The sequence below is a fragment of the Stieleria maiorica genome, from assembly GCF_008035925.1.
Classification (GTDB): domain Bacteria; phylum Planctomycetota; class Planctomycetia; order Pirellulales; family Pirellulaceae; genus Stieleria; species Stieleria maiorica.
This window is the reverse complement of record NZ_CP036264.1, coordinates 209774-228299: the sequence shown is the minus strand read 5'-3', so window position 1 is coordinate 228299 and position 18526 is coordinate 209774. Positions and strand designations below refer to the sequence as shown.

The following is an 18526-nucleotide window of genomic DNA, read 5'->3' as shown; positions in this document are numbered from 1 at the left end:
GATTGACCAGGGGGAAACCGAGCAGGATTTCAAAGCAAGTGATCCGGTCACGCCCTCACCGCACTGTTTTATGAAGATCTCGCTGGCATTCTCTGGCGGAGGAGTCCGTGCGACGGTGCTGTTCCACCACGGCGATGACGTCGCCGATGCAACGCTGTCCACCTACGGCAACGAAGCCCTTCGGCCAGTCCCCAGCAATCGGGTGCTGTTCAGAGCCGCGTGAGGTGATGCATGAGGTGGCGATCGTCCTGTGGCGAAAATCCACCGACTCTCTGAACAGTTTTGCCGTTCGACAGCTGGCATTTTTCCCCCTGTGACCTCTCTACACCACTCTACTGCAATGTTCCGGCGTCGAAACGGATAACCGTCACTGAGTACCAGAACACGCTGCAAGAACTTTTCGGGGCGGCGGTTCCGTTCTCGAAAAATCTGCCAGCGGCGCCTCTGTCGGAGCATGGGTATTCGCGTGATGCGGCTTTGCTGGGCGTGTCCGCGCTTGAGCTGGAGTACTTCCTTCGCATTGCTCGACAAGCCGTCGAGGACTACGTCATATTCGGAGCACCTATCCCGGAGAGCGAGCATTATCTGATCGAATTTGAAGACGTCGTTTATCGCCCCGGCGTGTCCGGCGGATACTCGATTGCCGAGCCTTTCACGAAACAGGAGTTGTTGGAAAAGCGCAAGGCCAGGGAGAACGGACAAGTCGTCTTCTCCGATAGAACGCTCTTCCCGTTGCCGGACGGACCGCTTGACCTGAACTCCGAGGAATTGAATCGGTCGGATCGGCAAAAATTCTTTCAACAGTTTGCAAAGTTCAAGAGCCGCGATCTTCACAAGGCAGGCGAGTTGATCGCCCGAGTGCACGTCGCGGCAAAATTAGGGGACGACGGTTCGGCACCTCGGCTTCAATTCCGGATCGGCGACACGTCGGGCATGGAGTTCGGCGTACCGATTGCCGGCGATTGTGATGTCACCGCACCCATCGAGAAGCCGCAGGTGCTGACGTTCCGGATCCCGTTTCGACACATCCCCAGCGCGACGACTGAAACGGACGACGATGAGGCGAACGAGACGAAGCTGACGCTCTCGGTGTCCAATGTGTCGCATGATCCCGATGCGATTTACGACGTGGTTCCCGAGGGCTACAACTTTTCGCCTAAACGGCAAGGGCTGATGGCACGCTACCGGAAGACGCTGGCGGATTCAATCGTCAGCAAGGCCACGATGCGGAAAGCCGGCGTCAATGAGCTCTACCTCGATGCCATCGAAATCGACATCATTCCGTTCGGCCTGGACGTCAGCGCAAGGCTCTGGCGAATCGATGCCCAACGCGCCATCTTGAATGCCGGTGCAGCCGCTCGTACCGTTGCCGAGGAATCGCTGAAGGCTTTCATGGAGCGTGCCTATCGCCGTTCGAGTTCGCCGGCAGAAGTGGACTCGATGATGTCGCTGTATGATCGATTCAGGAGTGAAGGCGGTAGCTTTGAAGAAGCGATCAAAGAAACCTTCAGCACCGTCCTCGTCTCGGATCCGTTCCTCTACGTTGCTGCGCCGATTCCCGAGGACGATCATCCATTCATTTCAGATGAAGAGCGTCGCCAGCTTGCATCCAGGCTGTCCTACTTCCTTTGGAGCGGCCCTCCCGATGACACTCTGCTGGAACTGGCGTCTCGAAACCAGCTCAGCGATCCCGCGACACTCGCGACGGAAGTTGCCCGCATGCTTCGTGACCATCGCGCCCGCCGTTTCAGCGAAAGATTTGCGCGCGAGTGGTTGCGTCTGGACAAGTACGATCTGGTGGCGGTCAATCCCGAGTTCTATCCCCAGTACGACGAAGCTCTTGGAGACGACATGGTTGCCGAGACCGTCGCGACCTTCCAGGCGATCTTTCACGGCGACAGGGATGCGCGAGAACTGATTTCATCCGACACGGTTTACGTCAATCAACGCCTGGCGCGACACTATGGATTGCCGCCCGTGACGGGCGGCAACTTTCGAGCGGTTGCGGTGCCGGATTACCGAACACGCGGGGGCTTGCTACACCAGGGTGCAATCTTGACGATGACAGCGGACGGGGCTGAATCGAATCCGATCTACCGTGGTGTCTGGATTCTCGAACGCCTGCTGCATGACCCACCGCCTCCGCCGCCTCCAGCGGTCCCGTCACTGGAGGCGTCTTCGCCAGACTTCGGGACGCTGACACTCAAGCAAAAGATCGAGCTTCATCGCGAACAAAGTGCGTGCGCGGCGTGCCACGCCAAGATCGATCCCTGGGGGTTGGCGCTCGAACATTTCGACGCCGTCGGTGCCTGGCGTGAGGAAGCGTTGGTGATCAGCCCGGACACCGCAGCCAAATCGTTTTCGCCCGTCGATAGCAGCACCGTCCTGCCCACCGGCGAAGAGATTGGTGATTCGAGCGACTTGGTTGCTTATTTGGTCGACGAACGCGAAGAACAGTGCACACGCGCGTTGACCTGGCACATGATGACGGATGCCCTCGCGCGCGCACCTGATCTCGGCGACGAAGCGGAACTGCAGGCGATTCATCGCCATTTCCGGACTTCCGGCTACAAGCTATCGGCACTCGTTTTAGCCATCGTGCAAAGTGAAGTCTTCCAGGCATCGACCGCTGGCACAGGCCGGAACACCACCGACACGTTGCACACGAAAAACGCTCCCTCACAGCAACACCGATTGGAATGAAGGCATGAGCCACTCATCTCGTCACCCACGCCGCAAAGCGTTGCAGTTCGGATTGGCCGGCATGGCTTTGCCGCCGCTCGCGTCCATGATGGCGGCGTCCGGGGTCGCCCGCGCCGCGACGACGGAAAAACCACCCGCCCGACTGGTCACGATTTTTTTCCCCAATGGCGTTTCGCTGCCGCCGGCCGGGCATCGCAGTTTTCAAGATTGGCATTGGTTCCCGCACAATCCCGGTCCTGATTATGTGATGACGCAAACGCTCCAGCCGCTCGCCGATCATCGTCGCGACATTTCGATCCTGTCCGGTTTTTCTCACCCGCATCTGCGTTCCAACATCACCCATTCCTGTAGCGCGCAGTTCTTGACAGGCGAAGATCAGTCGAAGGGTTACAGGAATTCGATCAGCTACGACCAGGTATTCGCCGCAGAGATTGACGGGAAGACGCGTTTCTCGTCTCTTGCCTTGTCCACGTCCGGGGGGACGGGCAGTTTGGGCCGTCCTGCGACGCTATCGGTCAACCGAGATGGCGCCCTGATTCCAGCCATGTCGGATCCGCGACAGATTTTTGACCGTTTGTTCGTCGTTGATCCACGCGGGGTGAAAGCGCGATCGCGGGCGATCGCTCGGGATCGCAGCATTTTGGATCAGGTGAGTTCAAGAGTGTCGCGATTGGATCGCACGCTCGCCGCAGCAGACCGGAGCCATCTTGATTTGTACTTGACCGCAACCCGAACGTTGGAAAGGCAACTCGAACGCGCAAACGATTGGTTAAACATCCCGAAACCCGAAGTTGACCCCGGGCTGTTTGATTTCAATGCCGAGCCGACGCGCGAATTGGGAACGAACTACATGCGCACCATGTTCGACCTGATCCACATGGCACTGCTTACTGATTCCACACGAGTCGTGACCTATCAAACGGCGATGGAAAACGCCGGCGGGCGAGGCAACCAACTTCCCTACGCAGCCGGTCTTTCGCTGCATCATCATCAACTCAGTCATAGCGCCGCTCGAGATGAAGGCGGCTGGGAGCGGTGGGCAAAGTTCGACCAGTATCTCGCCGAACGGCTCTCGGAGTTTCTGACGAAGATGGCTCAAACACCAGACCCGCTCGCTGAAGGAAGTTTGCTGGACAACACGATCGTCCTTTACGGATGCGGCACCAGCAAGACGCATGTCGGCAGAAACTACCCACTGATTCTCGCCGGCGGAAAGAACCTGGGTCTAAAACATGGCGCCTTCCATCGATTCGAACAGGAGCGCCCGTTCAATGATTTGCTGCTGACGCTATTGCAACGTGTCGGCATCGAAACGGAGAGCTTCGTCGACAGCGAAGCCGTGGTTGACCAGATCCTAACTTAGGGCGACAACCTGTCCCTCTGTGGCAAAATGAATGGACGTTTCTCCATCCGCACTTTGCTCTTACTGTCAACGATCACCGCACTCGTCTTTGCGATGGATCATGCGATTGGATCTCCGGTGTTTCTGACCGCAAGTCTTCTTTGCTTGGGACCAATGCTTGGCGTACGGGCGATGTATCGGTCAGGCCTGCGTTCAGCGGGTATCGACCCGGACAAGTGAAATCAATCCGACCAACGTCGGTTTGGTCATCAGCACTCGTGTGCCTCCCGCTCGTGCGAATTGAATCTTAGTCGACAAACATACGCCGGGGACACGCCGGTACGATCTGCGAGGCGCTTCATTTTTTGACCAACCAATTCTTTGACCCAAACTCGTCCGAGGCGCAACACATCGCGCACCGCCACAAGAGTGCGTTTTCATTCCCGTCTGGTCTTCTGGATGAATCGAGCGAGTTCTTTCATGTCGATTGCTGCGTCGGAGTCTTGGTCGATCAGGGTAAACTTCTCCGGCGACAGCGGACTGTCGCGGTTGGCTCCGCTGGCGACCAGCTCTGCCTTGGACAGTTTTCGGTCGCCGTCGGAATCGTTTCTTGCGATCAGGATCGACGCTCGCTTGGCGGCTTCGTCATCAAACCCGAGACGCTTTCGTTGTTTGGCCAAGTAGGTTTCCATTTCCAACAGCGATAAACTTCCGTCGCCGTTTTCGTCGGGACTGCCGAGGTCGAGATCGCTGTCGGATTGGCGTAACAGGTTCGCAGGTACCAATCCGTCTCCGTCCGGATCGCTTCGTCGGATCACGTTGCGGGCGAGCAACTGGTCCGACGGCGTCAATCCCATTTGCATACGACGATCGGCCAAGTATTCGGCAAGCTCCGACACCGACAATGATTCGTCGTTGTTGCGATCAAATTTCATCGTTGCCGAATCCAAGTTCACCGCGTCGAGTTCGTCACCGGCCAACTGTCGATCGCCATCGGCATCGCCTTGATTGATCAACCCCATCGCCCCGCCTTGATCACAGCCTTTGATGCCCAGCTCGTCGCGGAACTTGCGTTCAAACGCCAGTCCGCGAATCAATTCATCGGGCGACAACTCGTCGTCGGAATTGCGATCGTAGCTGTCGATCTGGTCGGAAAACGTGTTGTCCTCCAGTTCGCGAAGTTGCAGCTTGCCGTCTCGGTTGCTGTCGTAACGTTTGGTGTACCGGTCTGCCAAAATCGCATCCATCTGAACGATCCCCGCTTGCTCACGTTCGACGGCGAGCTTGACGGTGACTTCGACCTGCTGCAGGTCACCGCTGCGGTTGAGATCGTACGGGCGGATCGTTTCGCCGGTCCAGCTGAGTCGCTCGCATTCGGTCTTACTGAGTGTGCCATCGTCATCCAAGTCATGTCGAGCGAACAACTTGGCCGTCGCAGCCAAATCCATTTCCAGCAGCTTGATGCTGAGCGGATCAACGGACTCGGATTGCGAGCTGTCGTCTTGTCCAGGAAGCGCCGGCGTGACGAGGAATCCGGCGGCACAAAAGACGAGCACTTTGATGTGAGCGAACCACCCGTTATTGCGGCAACCGAAGCAGTTGTTGCGGCAACCGAGGAAAAACTGAAACGTGTGCATGTCGTAAGCCTCACGATTGAACGAAATGACGGGAGGACCAGACCACATGTCTTTGTCGCTGCCATCGCCAGACGCGCGCTCCCACGCTCGCTCTGACGAATGTTGCGACAATGCCGCGCCCCGTTTTGAGGATGCGATTATAGCCTGCCGGGGCGATCAAACCGCTTCCCAGAGACCGGTCGAGATGCGGCCTCAATAGAGCCATCTCGCACCGTTTGACGTTGGTACGCCGGTCCGATAGTGTGACTTCCCATCAACCGATTGCGACCGACCACACCACCGGTGAATCGATAGACACTGGAGACGACTTGGAGAATAAACCATGAACACACGTTTAATCACTTGCGCGACTTTCACTGCCGGCTTGATGCTCTTTCCCGTATGGACAGTTGCCCAGGAACCAGCGGCGGAATCCGGCGGCCGAAACCGCGTGATCATCGTCAACGGGACCGGCGAAGTGTCTGGAGTGCCCGATGTGGCGGAAATCAACATCGGCATTGTGGTCGAAGAGGACAGTGCGAAAGCGGCTGTGCAAGCCAACAACTTTCAGATGACTCGATTGCTAGATTTCATCAAAGCGCAGGGCATCAGCGAAAAAGACATCCAAACGAGCAGCTTCAGCGTCTCGCCCCGCTACCAGCGTTCGCGAAATCCCGATGGCGAGCCGCCCAAGATTGATGGTTACCGAGTGTCCAACCAGGTCCACGTCCGCGTGCGACAAATCGAACGACTCGGCGAAGTGCTCGACCAAGTCGTCTCGGCCGGCGCGAACCAAATCAATGGAATCAGTTTTTCGATTTCCAAGACGGAAACGTTGATGGACGAAGCCCGCAACAAAGCCATCCGCGATGCCCAGCGAAAAGCCGCCCTGATGGCCAAAGAGGCGGGCGTCACGCTCGGCCGGATCGTCGAGATCCGAGACCATTCCGGCGGCGGCCAGCCCCAGCCGGTGCGGATGATGGCGATGGCCGAAGCCCGTTCGGCGGTGCCGATTCAAACCGGCGAACAATCGCTTTCGGCCGGCGTTCAATTGACGTTCAGCTTGAAATGATGAGTGGCTGAGTGGAGGGAGGGGGCACAACGATCGGGGCACAACGATCGGGGCACTGGGGCGCTGCAAGACGCTGTCCCCGCCATGATTCTGCCCCGTATTATTCTACCTTCCTTTTCCCCACCCTGTTTCACGCCGCAGCCGGTTGACAGCCCATCGATGACGGTTTGATCCTCGAGATGCTAGCAGTCGACCAGACCATTCTTTTTGTCGACGTCCGGTTCGCCGGTTGGTTGATCGAGCGGACAGCGGTAAATTGCGTGGTATGGATGCCAGCGTGAAAACCTTACCGACGATTCGCCAACTGCCCCCCAATTTGATCAACCAAATCGCCGCCGGCGAGGTGATCGAACGGCCCGCCTCGGTGGTCAAGGAACTGTTGGAAAACAGCGTCGATGCCGGAGCGACTCGGATCGAGGTGTCGATCACCGGCGGTGGGACCGAAATGATCCGCATCAGCGACAACGGCTGCGGGATGACGGCTGACCAGCTGCCGTTGGCGCTGGCCAGCCACGCGACCAGCAAGCTGCCGACCGACGAGGCCCTGTTTCACGTCCGCACGTTGGGATTCCGCGGTGAAGCACTGGCGTCGATCGGCAGCGTGTCCCAGCTGACGATCCGCAGCCGCACCGAAGGCGAGACGGCGGGGAATGAAATCCAGGTCCGCGGCGGAGTGATCGACCCGCCCCAACCCTGTGGCTGTCCGGTCGGAACGGTGATGGAAGTCCGCAACCTGTTCTTCAACACCCCGGTACGCCACCGGTTTTTGAAGACCGCGCAGACTGAAAAAGGGCACATCGTTGAAGCGTTCACGCGGATCGCACTGGCCAATTCGCAAGTCCACTTTGTGCTCAACAACAACGACAAGCCACTTTATGACCTGCCGGTCACCGAGCGTTGGAGTGATCGGATCGCGGCGTTCTTCGGTGGTGAAATCGCCGATTCGTTGATCCCGATCAACAGCGACGATTCACAAATCCACGTCCAGGGCTACGTCTGTGACCCGTCGGTCAGCCGTGGAAATTCGCGGATGCAGTATCTGTTTCTTAACGGCCGGCACATTCGCGACCGATCGCTCCAGCACGCCCTCGGGGAAGCTTACCGGGGATTGTTGATGGTCGGCCGACACCCGGTCAGTTTTTTGCGGATGTCGATGCCGCCGGAATTGATCGACGTCAATGTCCACCCCACCAAGCTGGAAGTCCGTTTCACCGACGGCGGACGAGTGTACAGCCGATTGCTGCAGACGCTGCGGCATCATTTTTTGACCACCGACATGACCCAGCGGGTTGGGCCCGCACCGGCGGCCGACGACGCGGATCTGACGCCCAGGCCCACCAGCGAATTGGGGATGCCGGTTCGAGCCGAGCAGGCGCATCGTCAATCGGTGATCGAGTGGGCGCGGACCGGCAACAGCCCTTCGGATGTCTTCGTCTCACCGGCCGCCGGCGGCCCCAGCGCAGAAGCGTCGAGTGCGTCGGCATCTGCTCCCAGCACCGCGACCCGTGCGCTCCCATCGTTCGGTGCGGTGCCCAGTTTTCAACCCTTTCCCGGCGGTCCCACGTCATCGCCCCGCCCAGACGCCGATCCAGGTCCAGCCGACCCGCTGCAGCCCGGTCGATCGTCGGGCGCTGACGACGTCGCCCCTTGGGACGCCCCACAACCGAATGCAGCCGATGCCGCAGACGCGGGCATCGACCACCCCAGCGTCTGCCACCTGGGGTTTCAAGTCCACAACCGTTACCTGGTCACGCAAGACGAAAAAGGCATGGTCGTCATCGACCAGCACGCCTTGCACGAACGTGTTTTGTACGAGCGGGTGAAGACCAAGGTGCTCGAGAGCGGACAAACGCTTGAATCGCAGGGGCTGTTGGTCCCCGAGCCCGTTTCGATGACGCCGGCCGAACGGACCGCGGTGTTGGACCACCAGGAAACCCTGGCCCAGATCGGGATGGAAGTGGAAGAGTTTGGCGGGGACACGCTGGTCATTCGTTCCTACCCGGCGATGCTGAAAAACACGCCGCCGGCGGACATGTTGCGGACGTTGATGGAATCGGTGCTCGGCGGGGGCGAGAAACCCGAACCGATCGAGCTGTTGAACCATTTGCTGTCGACCATCGCCTGCAAAGCGGCTGTCAAAGCCGGAGATCCGTTGCGACCGGAGGAGATCCAGGCCTTGCTGGAACAACGCGACCTGTTCAACGACACCCATCACTGCCCCCACGGCCGCCCGACCGCGCTGTTTTTCAGCCGCGATGAACTGGATCGCATGTTCGGACGGCTCGGACCGAGGGCCCGGACGACGAAGTGATGGTGGGCTAACCGAGACCCTGCGGGTGCGCTAGAATGGTGGCGTCCATTATTTTCATTGGCGAGCGTGATGCAAAACGAACCGACCATCATCCTGTCCGGAACCGACCCCGATCTTCCACGCAAACTGCCCTCGGGAATCCGCCGCTATTCGGGGATGCGAGAAATCGCCCGCGGCGGAAACGGCGTGCTGCATGCCGCTTTTGACCCCGTCACCGGCCGCACCGTCGCGATCAAGATGCTGCACGCGGATCACCGCAACGTCCCCAACGAAAAACGGCGGCTGCTGCGCGAGGCTCGGGTCACCGCCCAGCTGCAACACCCCAATACGATCCCGGTGTACGAAATCGGGAACGACCTGGTGCACGGCATCTATTTCACCATGAAATTGATCTCCGGCATCAACCTGTTTGAAATCCTGAAACAAATCGCCCGCGGTGACGCCGAAATTGCCAAACGCTACCCCCAGCAGCGGCGAATCTCGGCACTGGCCGACGCCTGTTTGGCGTTGTCCTACGCCCACGCACGTGGGGTGATCCACCGTGATGTCAAACCGGAGAACATCTGGCTGGGAAATTTTGGCGAAGTCTACCTGCTCGATTGGGGGACCGCCAAAGTCTGGGGATCGATGGACGACCAGACCGTGACACGTTACGACGCGTCGAAGCTTCAAAAAGAAGAAGACGAGCAGCAATTGCTGACGTTGACCGGCGGCGGACAACGCCCCGGAACACCCTTGTACATGTCGCCGGAACAAATCCAAGGCACGCGGAGCATCGACGAGCGCAGCGACATCTTCAACGTCGGCGTTTGCATGTACGAACTGCTGGCGATCCGCGAACCGTTCCGTGGTGCCAACATCGATCAGACCTTTCGCAACATCATCTCGGGCGAAGTGCCACCGCCGAGCGAAAAGGCCCCGGAGCGAAACATCCCCAAGGCGGCCGATGAAGTCGTCATGCGGGCGCTGCGAAAAAAGCCGCACGAACGATTTCAGACGATGCGCGAAATGATCGACGCGATCGAATCGGTGCTGCCCGAACTGGATGAAGGCTGATCTGAACCAATGTGCGGAATCACCGGAGCGGTATGGCAGAGCGACTCGCTGTCGATTGATGAGTCGCAGTTGCGCAAAATGACCGATGCGATCGCGCATCGTGGTCCGGATGACGACCGCTTTTGGATCGACAACGATCAACGCGATGGACAGGGGCGACGCTACGGCGTTGCACTCGGCTTTCGCCGCCTTTCGATCATCGATGTCGAAGGCGCCCCCCAGCCGATGTCCAACGAAGACGGCAGCGTGCGGATGGTCTTCAACGGCGAGATCTACAACTTCAAATCGCTCCGCCATCGGCTCCAAGGCAGCGGCCACCGGTTTGCCACCCACGGCGACGGTGAATCGATCGTGCATCTCTATGAAGACATCGGCACCGATTGCTTTGCCGAACTCAACGGCATGTTCGCGGTCGCGATCTGGGATTCCCGCCGCAGCCGCCTCGTGCTCGCCCGCGACCGGATCGGACAGAAACCGCTCTACTACGCCGTCGTCGGCGGTCGATTGGTTTTTGGCAGCGAGCTGAAATCCCTGGCGGTCGTCCCCGGGGTATGCAACGAAATCGATCCCGCCGCGATCGATGAGTTTTTAACCTATCAATACGTCCCCCATCCCGGAACGATCTGGAAAGGCGTTCGGAAACTGCCTCCGGGCCACGTCGCCGTCTTCGAAAAAGGTAACCTGACCGTCCAGCGCTACTGGGATTTCGACCCCACCGTCGAAGTGCCTCGCAGCAAGGCCGAGGCGGCCGAGCGGCTGCAGGAGCTGTTGACCGATTCGGTCCGGTTGCGGCTGCAAAGCGATGTCCCGCTAGGATCGTTTCTCTCCGGCGGAATCGATTCGTCACTGATCACCGCGATCGCGCAGCGTCAGAAAGGCGACACACCGATCCGCACCTTCAGCATCGGATTCCCGATCTCCGATTTCGACGAAACCGCCTACGCGGCCCAAGTCGCCGAGCACCTGGGGACCAACCACCAACGTTTCGAAGTCCAGCCCGATGGTGTGGAGATCATCGACAAATTGGTCTGGCACTATGACGAACCCTTCGGCGACTCGTCCGCCGTTCCGACCTGGTACCTGTCCGAGTTGACTCGCCGCGAAGTCACCGTCGCGCTCTCGGGCGACGGCGGCGATGAACTGTTTGCCGGGTACGATCGCTACCGCGCGCTATGGCTGAGCGTGCAACTGCGGAAGATGTTTCCGATTCACAAGATGCCGGGCATCGGACTGATCCAGCGATTCCCTGACAACAACAAACAGTATTCGATCACCCGACGCGCGAAACGGTTTTTCGAAGCCCTCGATCAACCCGAAGCACGACGCTATTTGAATTGGCTGCAGATTTTTCCCGAACGGTTGCGGGCGGACCTGTACACCCGCGAATTTGTCGAACGGTTGCCGGGCGAAGACCCGTTCGAGTTCCTGGGCGCGATTTGGGATCGCAGCGAGGGGCGCGACGTCGTCACCCGGGCGTCGATCACCGACATCCTGTCCTACCTGCCCTGTGACCTGTGCACGAAAGTCGACATCGCATCGATGGCCCATTCGCTGGAGGTGCGACAACCGATGCTGGATCATCGCGTCGTCGAGTTTGCCGCCTCGCTGCCGGTGCATCTCAAGTTCCGCGGTCGGCGCGGCAAACTGCTGCTGCAAGACGCGTTCGGATCGACGATTCCCAAGTCGATTTTCACGCGCAAAAAAATGGGGTTCGGGATCCCGATCGGCTCCTGGTTCCGCAACGAACTGAAGCCCATGGTGCACGACACGCTACTCGCCGATGACGCCCGGATCGCACCCTATTTCCGCCGCGAAGCCGTCCAGCGACTGGTCGGACAACACGAACGGATGGAAAACAACCACGGCTACCGCTTGTGGAATCTGTTGATCCTGGAGAAGTGGCTGCGGCAATGGGCCGGGTGACGCGAAATGGCGAAGGGGGCCGCTAACTGGTCCTGGTGAACGGTGACGTTTTCGCCGCGAACTGAGAAAGTCGGCTTAGATCGATCGGAGGAATCGCAAACCGAATTGACCGTAGTCCTGTCCATCGACATCACCGTCGCCGTCAAAATCCATGGCGGGGTTGAAATCCGGATCGCCCTCCGATTTTAGAAAGGTCAAGCCGAAACGGCCGTAGTCCTGACCGTCGACATCGCCGTCACCGTCGCTATCGCCGAAGAAACGGAAGAAACTGTCCGCTTCTGTCGCGCCGAACACATAGTTGTCGCCAACGCTGCCGTCCCCGTTGCCGTCCAATAAGAAACTGCCTAATGACACGCGTTGTGCGTTCACGACGAGTTCGTATCGCCCATCAGCAAGTGATCCGTCCGCGTCGACGGAATCGCCCGGTAGGAAGGTGAGGTCGACCACGGTCTTGTTTTCCACGCTACTCACGGCGGCTATGGTCTCGACCGTCTGGTTCGTGTCGGTGTTGCGCAACTGGAATGCGTCGCCTTGAGAAAGATCGAGCTCCACGAGCTGATTGAATCGAACAGTCACTTCGTCGATGTTCGAACGAAACGCACTGCCACCATTGATGAGAACGTCTTCCACTTCCGGTTCAATTAGGTTCAGGATCTGGACCCTCACCGTGGAAATGTCTGCCAAACCACTGGCGTCTGCGACCTCGACCGTCAACTGCCTAAAACTGGTGGATTCGAAATCCAGTTGATGACCGGTGGTGACTGAGAGCGTCCCGTTCTGATCGATCGAAAAACTGTTGTCGTCGTTTCCGGAGAGAATTCGGAACACATGCGTGTCGGGAATCAGATCGGCCAAATCGGGATCGCTGAACGGGATCGAAGCAATCTCTGACGCAACGAGATTTTCGGGGATGCTCAGCAGCAGGTCATCCGCGTCCGGTGGATCCGGTACCGCTACGACATCGACGGTGACGACTCCCGGTTCGCTCGTATTTCCCGCGTTAGGAACACTTCCATAGCCGTCGAACACCTGAACTTGGAACGAGACTCGACCGTTAAAATGTTCGTCGGGCCGGAAATGGAGGACTGGCGATGTCAGTGTGAGCGGAAGTTCCGTCGCCAGAATCGCGTTACCCGTCTCCGAGATTGACAACTCGCCCGTCTCGGGAAGCGAAACCAGAATGAACGAGAGGCTCTGATCGACCAATGTGTCGCCATCGTCTCCGGTCAACGTCAACCGAACGGAGGTGTCTTCGTCCGTGGTAACCTGAATGTCGTCGGCGATCGGCTTGTTGTTCTGCAAAACCGAAAAATCCCGAACATAGTCAGTGCCCGCTTGCCCCGCTCCGGCCCCATCGAGTCGATTACCGGCCAAGTCATGAACGGTCGCACTTCCAAGGACGCTCAGGCGATACTCTCCCGGTGTTAGTATTTCTTCGAAGGAAAGCGTCAACTCCGAGGAACCAGACTCATAGTTCGGATTCACCAGAATCGTTTGGTCGTCCGTGGTGCCAAAGGATCCATCAACGCCAAAGAAGACCAACTCGTAAGCGGCCGCGGAGTTCGCATCAATCTCATTGATCGGTTCGCTCAATTGCAGCGTCAACGATCCCATCGGATCCACGACCAACGATTGCGTATCGACTTCCAGCGGGCTGGAACCGATGATTTGCGGCGCGGTCGCATCGCGGCTGTCTCCACGGAATTCGTAGGCCCCAATGTCGACAAAGCCGGGCGACAATCCGATTTCCATCGGCTCAGGAAGTCCGCCTCCCCCCAATTCTGATAAGTCGAAGGTCTGATAGTTACGACCGTCTCCGGCGGAGACTCCGACGAGAGCATTCAGGGAAGCGAGATCACCGCTGAGATAATCGAAACGAACGTTTCCGGTTTCGTGCAGCGTTACCGAGAACGAGACATCGCTACCCGTTGCTCTGGACGTGGCGTCCCAGCGGATCGTGATCCTTCCGGATTGCGATTCGTCCACATAGATGTCTTTGTCTTCGGTGGCCGTCGTGAAGTCATCCCAGAGCACCGCGATGCGGCGATTTCGGTAGAACACGCCCTCCGACGGGGCGCCGTACCGAGGATCGCTTCCGGCGAAATGAAGGAAACCATCGCTGGAAACCTGGACGGTCGTGTACGAAGTACCGTAAAAAGGAAATGCGAATGGCAGCGTCAACGTCCAGCTCGCGCGGTCGGACCTCCACGTTTGAGGGGTTCCGGAAACGACGGGCGGATCCGCAACCAGATCAATTCTTGCGTAGTCATTTGAGCCGCCGTTCGCCACGCCGGGGTCATTTGATCGCAAGTTCCCGGTGATGTCTTCTCGCGGTGCCGACCAGCTATCACCACGGTCGATCGCAAGCGATCCCGATAATCGAAAGAAGTTGTCATCCACGCCTCCGTCAACGCCGGTTTCAGATACGCCCAGAAGATTGTCGGCTCCGTCGATATCAACAAACTCCGGATCGCCGATGATAGAGTTCCCCTCTTGCCCTGTCGCGGTTTGCCAATCGGCGAGCGTGCTATGTGCACCGTTGAATGCACCCAAGCTGGCGCCCGCTTGAACGTGATAAAGGTTGTAGTCGATTGCGTAATTGGAAACGTCTGAGCTTAACGAAAGCCCCGTCCCGGCCTCGACGATGATGATGTTGTTGACGACTTCAAAATTGCTGGATTCGCGAGCAAACGCAACCGCCGTTCCGACCGGATGGTAGACGGTATTGTTGACGAATCGAGAGTTGCGAGCGTTAAGGAAATAAACACCCGTGTTGGTGTTGGCGTAAACCAAGTTGTTGGTAACGTCCGCATCACCCGTATTCACGCTCAGCGGTCCGCGAACCCAAATCGCCGTTGAATTAGAATAGATCTGATTCGCGTTGATCTTCGTCTGATCAACCGTTCCGGAGACGGCATTGATCCCGACGTAATTGTTGAACACACGATTGTGTTCGACTCGGCCACGCTCGAAATAGATCCCGTAGTAATTGCCATAGACGACATTGTCGTAGGCCTCGCCTTGTTCCAACGAAATCCCAGACGACGAATCCGGGTGGTCAAAGACTTCATTCGCGATAATCTTATCTACGCCGAGCGATTCGACTCCGTACTTCGCGTTCTGGTAGACGATGTTTCGCTCCACAACGCCCGGTGATCCGGCTGTGCCGTTGATTCGAATCCCCTTATCCAGATTGCCGTAAACGACGTTCTCTGCGATGCGGCCCCCTTGTTCGAAATAGATTCCATTCGTATTGGCGTAAACTTCATTTTCGACAACTTGATGCCCAAGGTGCCTACCGTAGATCCCGTAAGTTCCGGTGTCATGAATTCGATTTCCTCGAATCATGCTATTGGTGCTTCGGTTACCCAGAAAGATGCCAATATACTGGTTCGAGTATATGTGATTGTTGATCAAACTTACTTGGTCACTGGATTGCCCATTCGGAATCGATACGCCTTGGTAGGCTCCAGTAATGTCAAAGTCTTTGATCGTGACCCCATCCGCGCCCAGAAGTTCAAAAACGGTACTCGTCAAATCTGTGTTTGCCCGATCGAGTATCGCGACTTTATCGGCATCGGTCGGTCCTTGAATGGTCACGCCGGAATCGTTCCCGCTGATCGCGATATTGGTCGCCAATTGGTACGTGCCCGTGTCAACATAGATCGTGTCACCGGGCTCCAGGTCATAGCGATCCAGTACCGCCTTGATGCTCGAAAGCGGTTGATCCGGCCGTTTACCGCTCGCACGGTTGTCGCCGGCGGCCGTCGTGTACTGGTTGTCCGTCAAGTCCGCGTCGCCGGCCAGGTTCACGTAGAAACTCGTCCCCCCGTTGCCGATCACGAACGATTGATCCGATAAATCACTCGCTTGGGTACCCAGTTCATTGGTCACGCGCAGTCGATATTCCGTATCCGCAACGACCGTATCGGGAATCGTCCAGTCCAGGCTCCGACCCAGTTGACCTTCGCCCAGCATAGCCACCGTCGACCCAGTCGATTCTTCCACCAGCTCCACACGAACCGGCGACTTGCTGAGACTCGCTGCGTAGTGCGCCGCGATCTCGTCGGCAGACAAAGCGCGATCGTAAAACGCCACTTCGTCAACACCGTCTGTCCATCGCTCATTGCCATTCCGGTTGGCGCCCACGCGAAGCGGATAAGTGTTGTCGCGTAAGTCGCCATTGAGCGTGCGTCCATGGACATACTCTCCGTCGATGTACAACCGCAGCACCGAACCGTCATAAGTCGCTGCCACGTGAATCCAGCCGCCTGAAGCAGGCAGCGTGCGGTAAACATCCAAGCTCGACCCGGTATTCGACACGTAGGCGCGTAAGAGATCACCTTGACGATAAATGCGGTGGTCACCCTTGGAAAGAACCGTCTGATTCCCAGAATCCAGGTCGCCAATTTCCACCCAGGCTTCGAACGTCAGCTGATCCGAATCGAACGCCGCGTGGTCGGCAACGTCGATGTAACCGCTGCCGTCCAGGCCGATCGCTGCGTTGTCACCAAAAGCATCCGGTTGCTGACGGGCGACACTGCCGACGAAGTTGCCCGGATGGCTGCCCGTCACATCGGCCGCAACCGATGTATCCGACCCTTCGGACAGACGCCAGTAACCCACCGGACTGCTCGAAACAATCGCGGCCGAGTAGTCATCCGAACGATTTCCGACGAAAGGAACCCCGTCATAACGCCAGCTCACTTCGACGGTGTTACCGATCTCCAGTTTCTCCAGGCCGTTGGGAGAGAGAACTTGAACCACCTCGGACGGACTTTGTGTCGCTTCGGGCGTATTGCCGTAGGCCCCTAAGTTCCGTCGACCGCCGTGGGGCAGCGGTTCCTGGTCGTACAATGATTCCAAACGCCCCGAATCGATTGCCGGGGAACCCGGGAACACGTGGAAGTTGTCGTCCGCGCCACCGTCACCAACCATGCGTTGGATCGTGATCGTATCGGCGATCGCGTAGTTCTGGGTGTACTCCAACGTCACTTCCAGCGTTCCGCTGAACACTTCGACATTGGCAAGCCACTCGTCGCTGATCGTCTGGCGGGCGACGAATGTTGTCATGGCCGAACTGACGGATCCGGCAACCGGATCACCGAGCGTGTAAACGGACAATGGATTGTAAATTCCGTCCAGGTTGCGATAGTTCCGCAAAACCTTGTAGTAACCCGGCTCCAAGTCGGTAAACGTCCATGTCGCCGTCCCCGCTTCGGTGGCGCGTAATTGGTCGCCACCGGTGTGACCGCTGTAGACTTCCCAAGTGCCGGTCGTCGAAAAACCGACATCGCCGTCATCGATCGAGATCGCATCCCCCACATCACTCGCATCCCAACCGAGGATGCCGTCTTGACCGTCCGGGTCGACAAACCGTGGGTCTCCCTCGTTGCTATTGCGGTCTTGACCGATCTCCAAGGAGTAATCGACCAACGAATCGAAATAGCCATAACCTTGCCATCCAGCGATCGGCCCGCCATCGAATCCATAGAACAGGTTGTAGTCGTGGTTCAAACCGACTTGGGCGTCAGAACGGAAGTAAATCCCCCGCGAACTCGCCAGGATGTTGTTCGTCAGCGTGATGTTTTGAGCCTGCCGCTGGTAAAAACCGAAGCCGTCCGGAGCATAAACCGTGTTGCCGTCGACCACACTATTGGTGGCTTGGTAGGCGTAGATACTCAGATAAGAGTCGTAGATCGTGTTGCCGGTGACCGTCGAAGATGCATGAGGATAGATGCCGATATAGCAATCGTACACGACGTTCGATCGCACCCGGCTTCCGTCGGAATAAATGCCGGCGTAGTCGTTGGAATAGATGCGGTTCCCCTCGACCAGACTGGCACTGTCCGTGGTGTGAATGCCGATCTCGTTGTCGAAGACCTCGTTGTTGCGGGCTGTCGCGCCGTTATCCAGTTTAATCCCGGCAGATGCATTGGCGGTTTGGTGATGGCCGCTGACGGAATTCCCGGTCACCAGCGTTAGATAATGCGCGACGATACCATCACCCAGATTCCCCGTGACCCGGTTTCCTTCTACTAAGTTTTCAACCCAGAAGGAACTGCTGCCGTAGCTGCCGATCACCATCCCGGCGTTGCGATTCGCACCGACAACGTTGTCGCGGACCACCGCACCGTTGGTTGCCAGGTAAATCCCGTGTTGACCGTTCTTGAAAATCCGATTGCCGACCAGGGAGATGCCTCCGTCGACGACATAAACACCGTTTCCACCGTTGTCTGAAATCACACTCTGTTGGATCTCGAAGGAGTTGTTTCGGTCGAAGTGAATCCCTTCCGAAGCGTTCCTATGGACAGACACTGATTCCAAGCGATTCGAATAGCTGCTCGACCGTCCTGAATAGATCCCGTAATACCCGCCGGTCACCTCCAGGTTGCGCAACGTGATGTTGTCCCCCCCGGTAAACTCGATCGCATAATTTCCTGGATTGGTGTTGTTCCGATCGAGCACCGCGACCTTGCCGGCGTCGGTGGGGCCCTGAATGA

General features: G+C 57.9%; 9 protein-coding genes. 7 read left to right on the top strand and 2 right to left on the bottom strand.

The window, feature by feature from the left end:
• Positions 1 to 70: 70 nt before the first annotated feature.
• From Mal15_RS33855 to Mal15_RS00755, 3 genes are read left to right on the top strand one after another with little or no spacing between them, the layout of a single operon-like run.
• Complete coding sequence (locus Mal15_RS33855) at positions 71 to 223, top strand: hypothetical protein (protein WP_167546551.1); 153 nt, start codon at positions 71 to 73, stop codon at positions 221 to 223.
• 59 nt (positions 224 to 282) lie between these two features.
• Entirely contained in the window at positions 283 to 2703 is a 2421-nt protein-coding gene (locus Mal15_RS00760; RefSeq protein WP_147865996.1) for a DUF1592 domain-containing protein, read from the top strand.
• Between the two features lie 4 nt (positions 2704 to 2707).
• Positions 2708 to 4066 carry a DUF1552 domain-containing protein gene (locus Mal15_RS00755; protein ID WP_147865995.1) on the top strand — a complete coding sequence of 453 codons (1359 nt, stop codon included), beginning with the start codon at positions 2708 to 2710 and terminating at the stop codon, positions 4064 to 4066.
• 416 nt (positions 4067 to 4482) lie between these two features.
• Here Mal15_RS00755 and Mal15_RS00750 read toward each other — a convergent pair whose 3' ends face one another.
• Entirely contained in the window at positions 4483 to 5730 is a 1248-nt protein-coding gene (locus Mal15_RS00750; protein ID WP_147865994.1) for an EF-hand domain-containing protein, read from the bottom strand.
• 274 nt (positions 5731 to 6004) lie between these two features.
• Here Mal15_RS00750 and Mal15_RS00745 point away from each other — a divergent pair, with 274 nt between their 5' ends.
• From Mal15_RS00745 to asnB, 4 genes are all read left to right on the top strand, one after another.
• Positions 6005 to 6733, top strand: coding sequence for an SIMPL domain-containing protein (locus Mal15_RS00745; protein ID WP_147865993.1), 729 nt, complete (start codon positions 6005 to 6007; stop codon positions 6731 to 6733).
• Positions 6734 to 6998: 265 nt separating this feature from the next.
• Entirely contained in the window at positions 6999 to 9044 is a 2046-nt protein-coding gene (gene mutL / locus Mal15_RS00740) for a DNA mismatch repair endonuclease MutL (RefSeq protein ID WP_147865992.1), read from the top strand.
• A gap of 69 nt (positions 9045 to 9113) precedes the next feature.
• Complete coding sequence (locus tag Mal15_RS00735; RefSeq protein ID WP_147865991.1) at positions 9114 to 10100, top strand: serine/threonine protein kinase; 987 nt, start codon at positions 9114 to 9116, stop codon at positions 10098 to 10100.
• A 9-nt stretch (positions 10101 to 10109) separates the two neighbouring features.
• Positions 10110 to 12023: an asparagine synthase (glutamine-hydrolyzing) gene (gene asnB, locus Mal15_RS00730; RefSeq protein ID WP_147865990.1), complete on the top strand. Its 1914-nt coding sequence runs from the start codon at positions 10110 to 10112 to the stop codon at positions 12021 to 12023.
• Positions 12024 to 12098: 75 nt separating this feature from the next.
• Here asnB and Mal15_RS33850 read toward each other — a convergent pair whose 3' ends face one another.
• The gene (locus Mal15_RS33850; RefSeq protein WP_233903211.1) at positions 12099 to 18491 is read right to left on the bottom strand and encodes a right-handed parallel beta-helix repeat-containing protein; all 6393 of its coding nucleotides are present in this window, start codon (positions 18489 to 18491) and stop codon (positions 12099 to 12101) included.
• Positions 18492 to 18526: the final 35 nt, after the last annotated feature.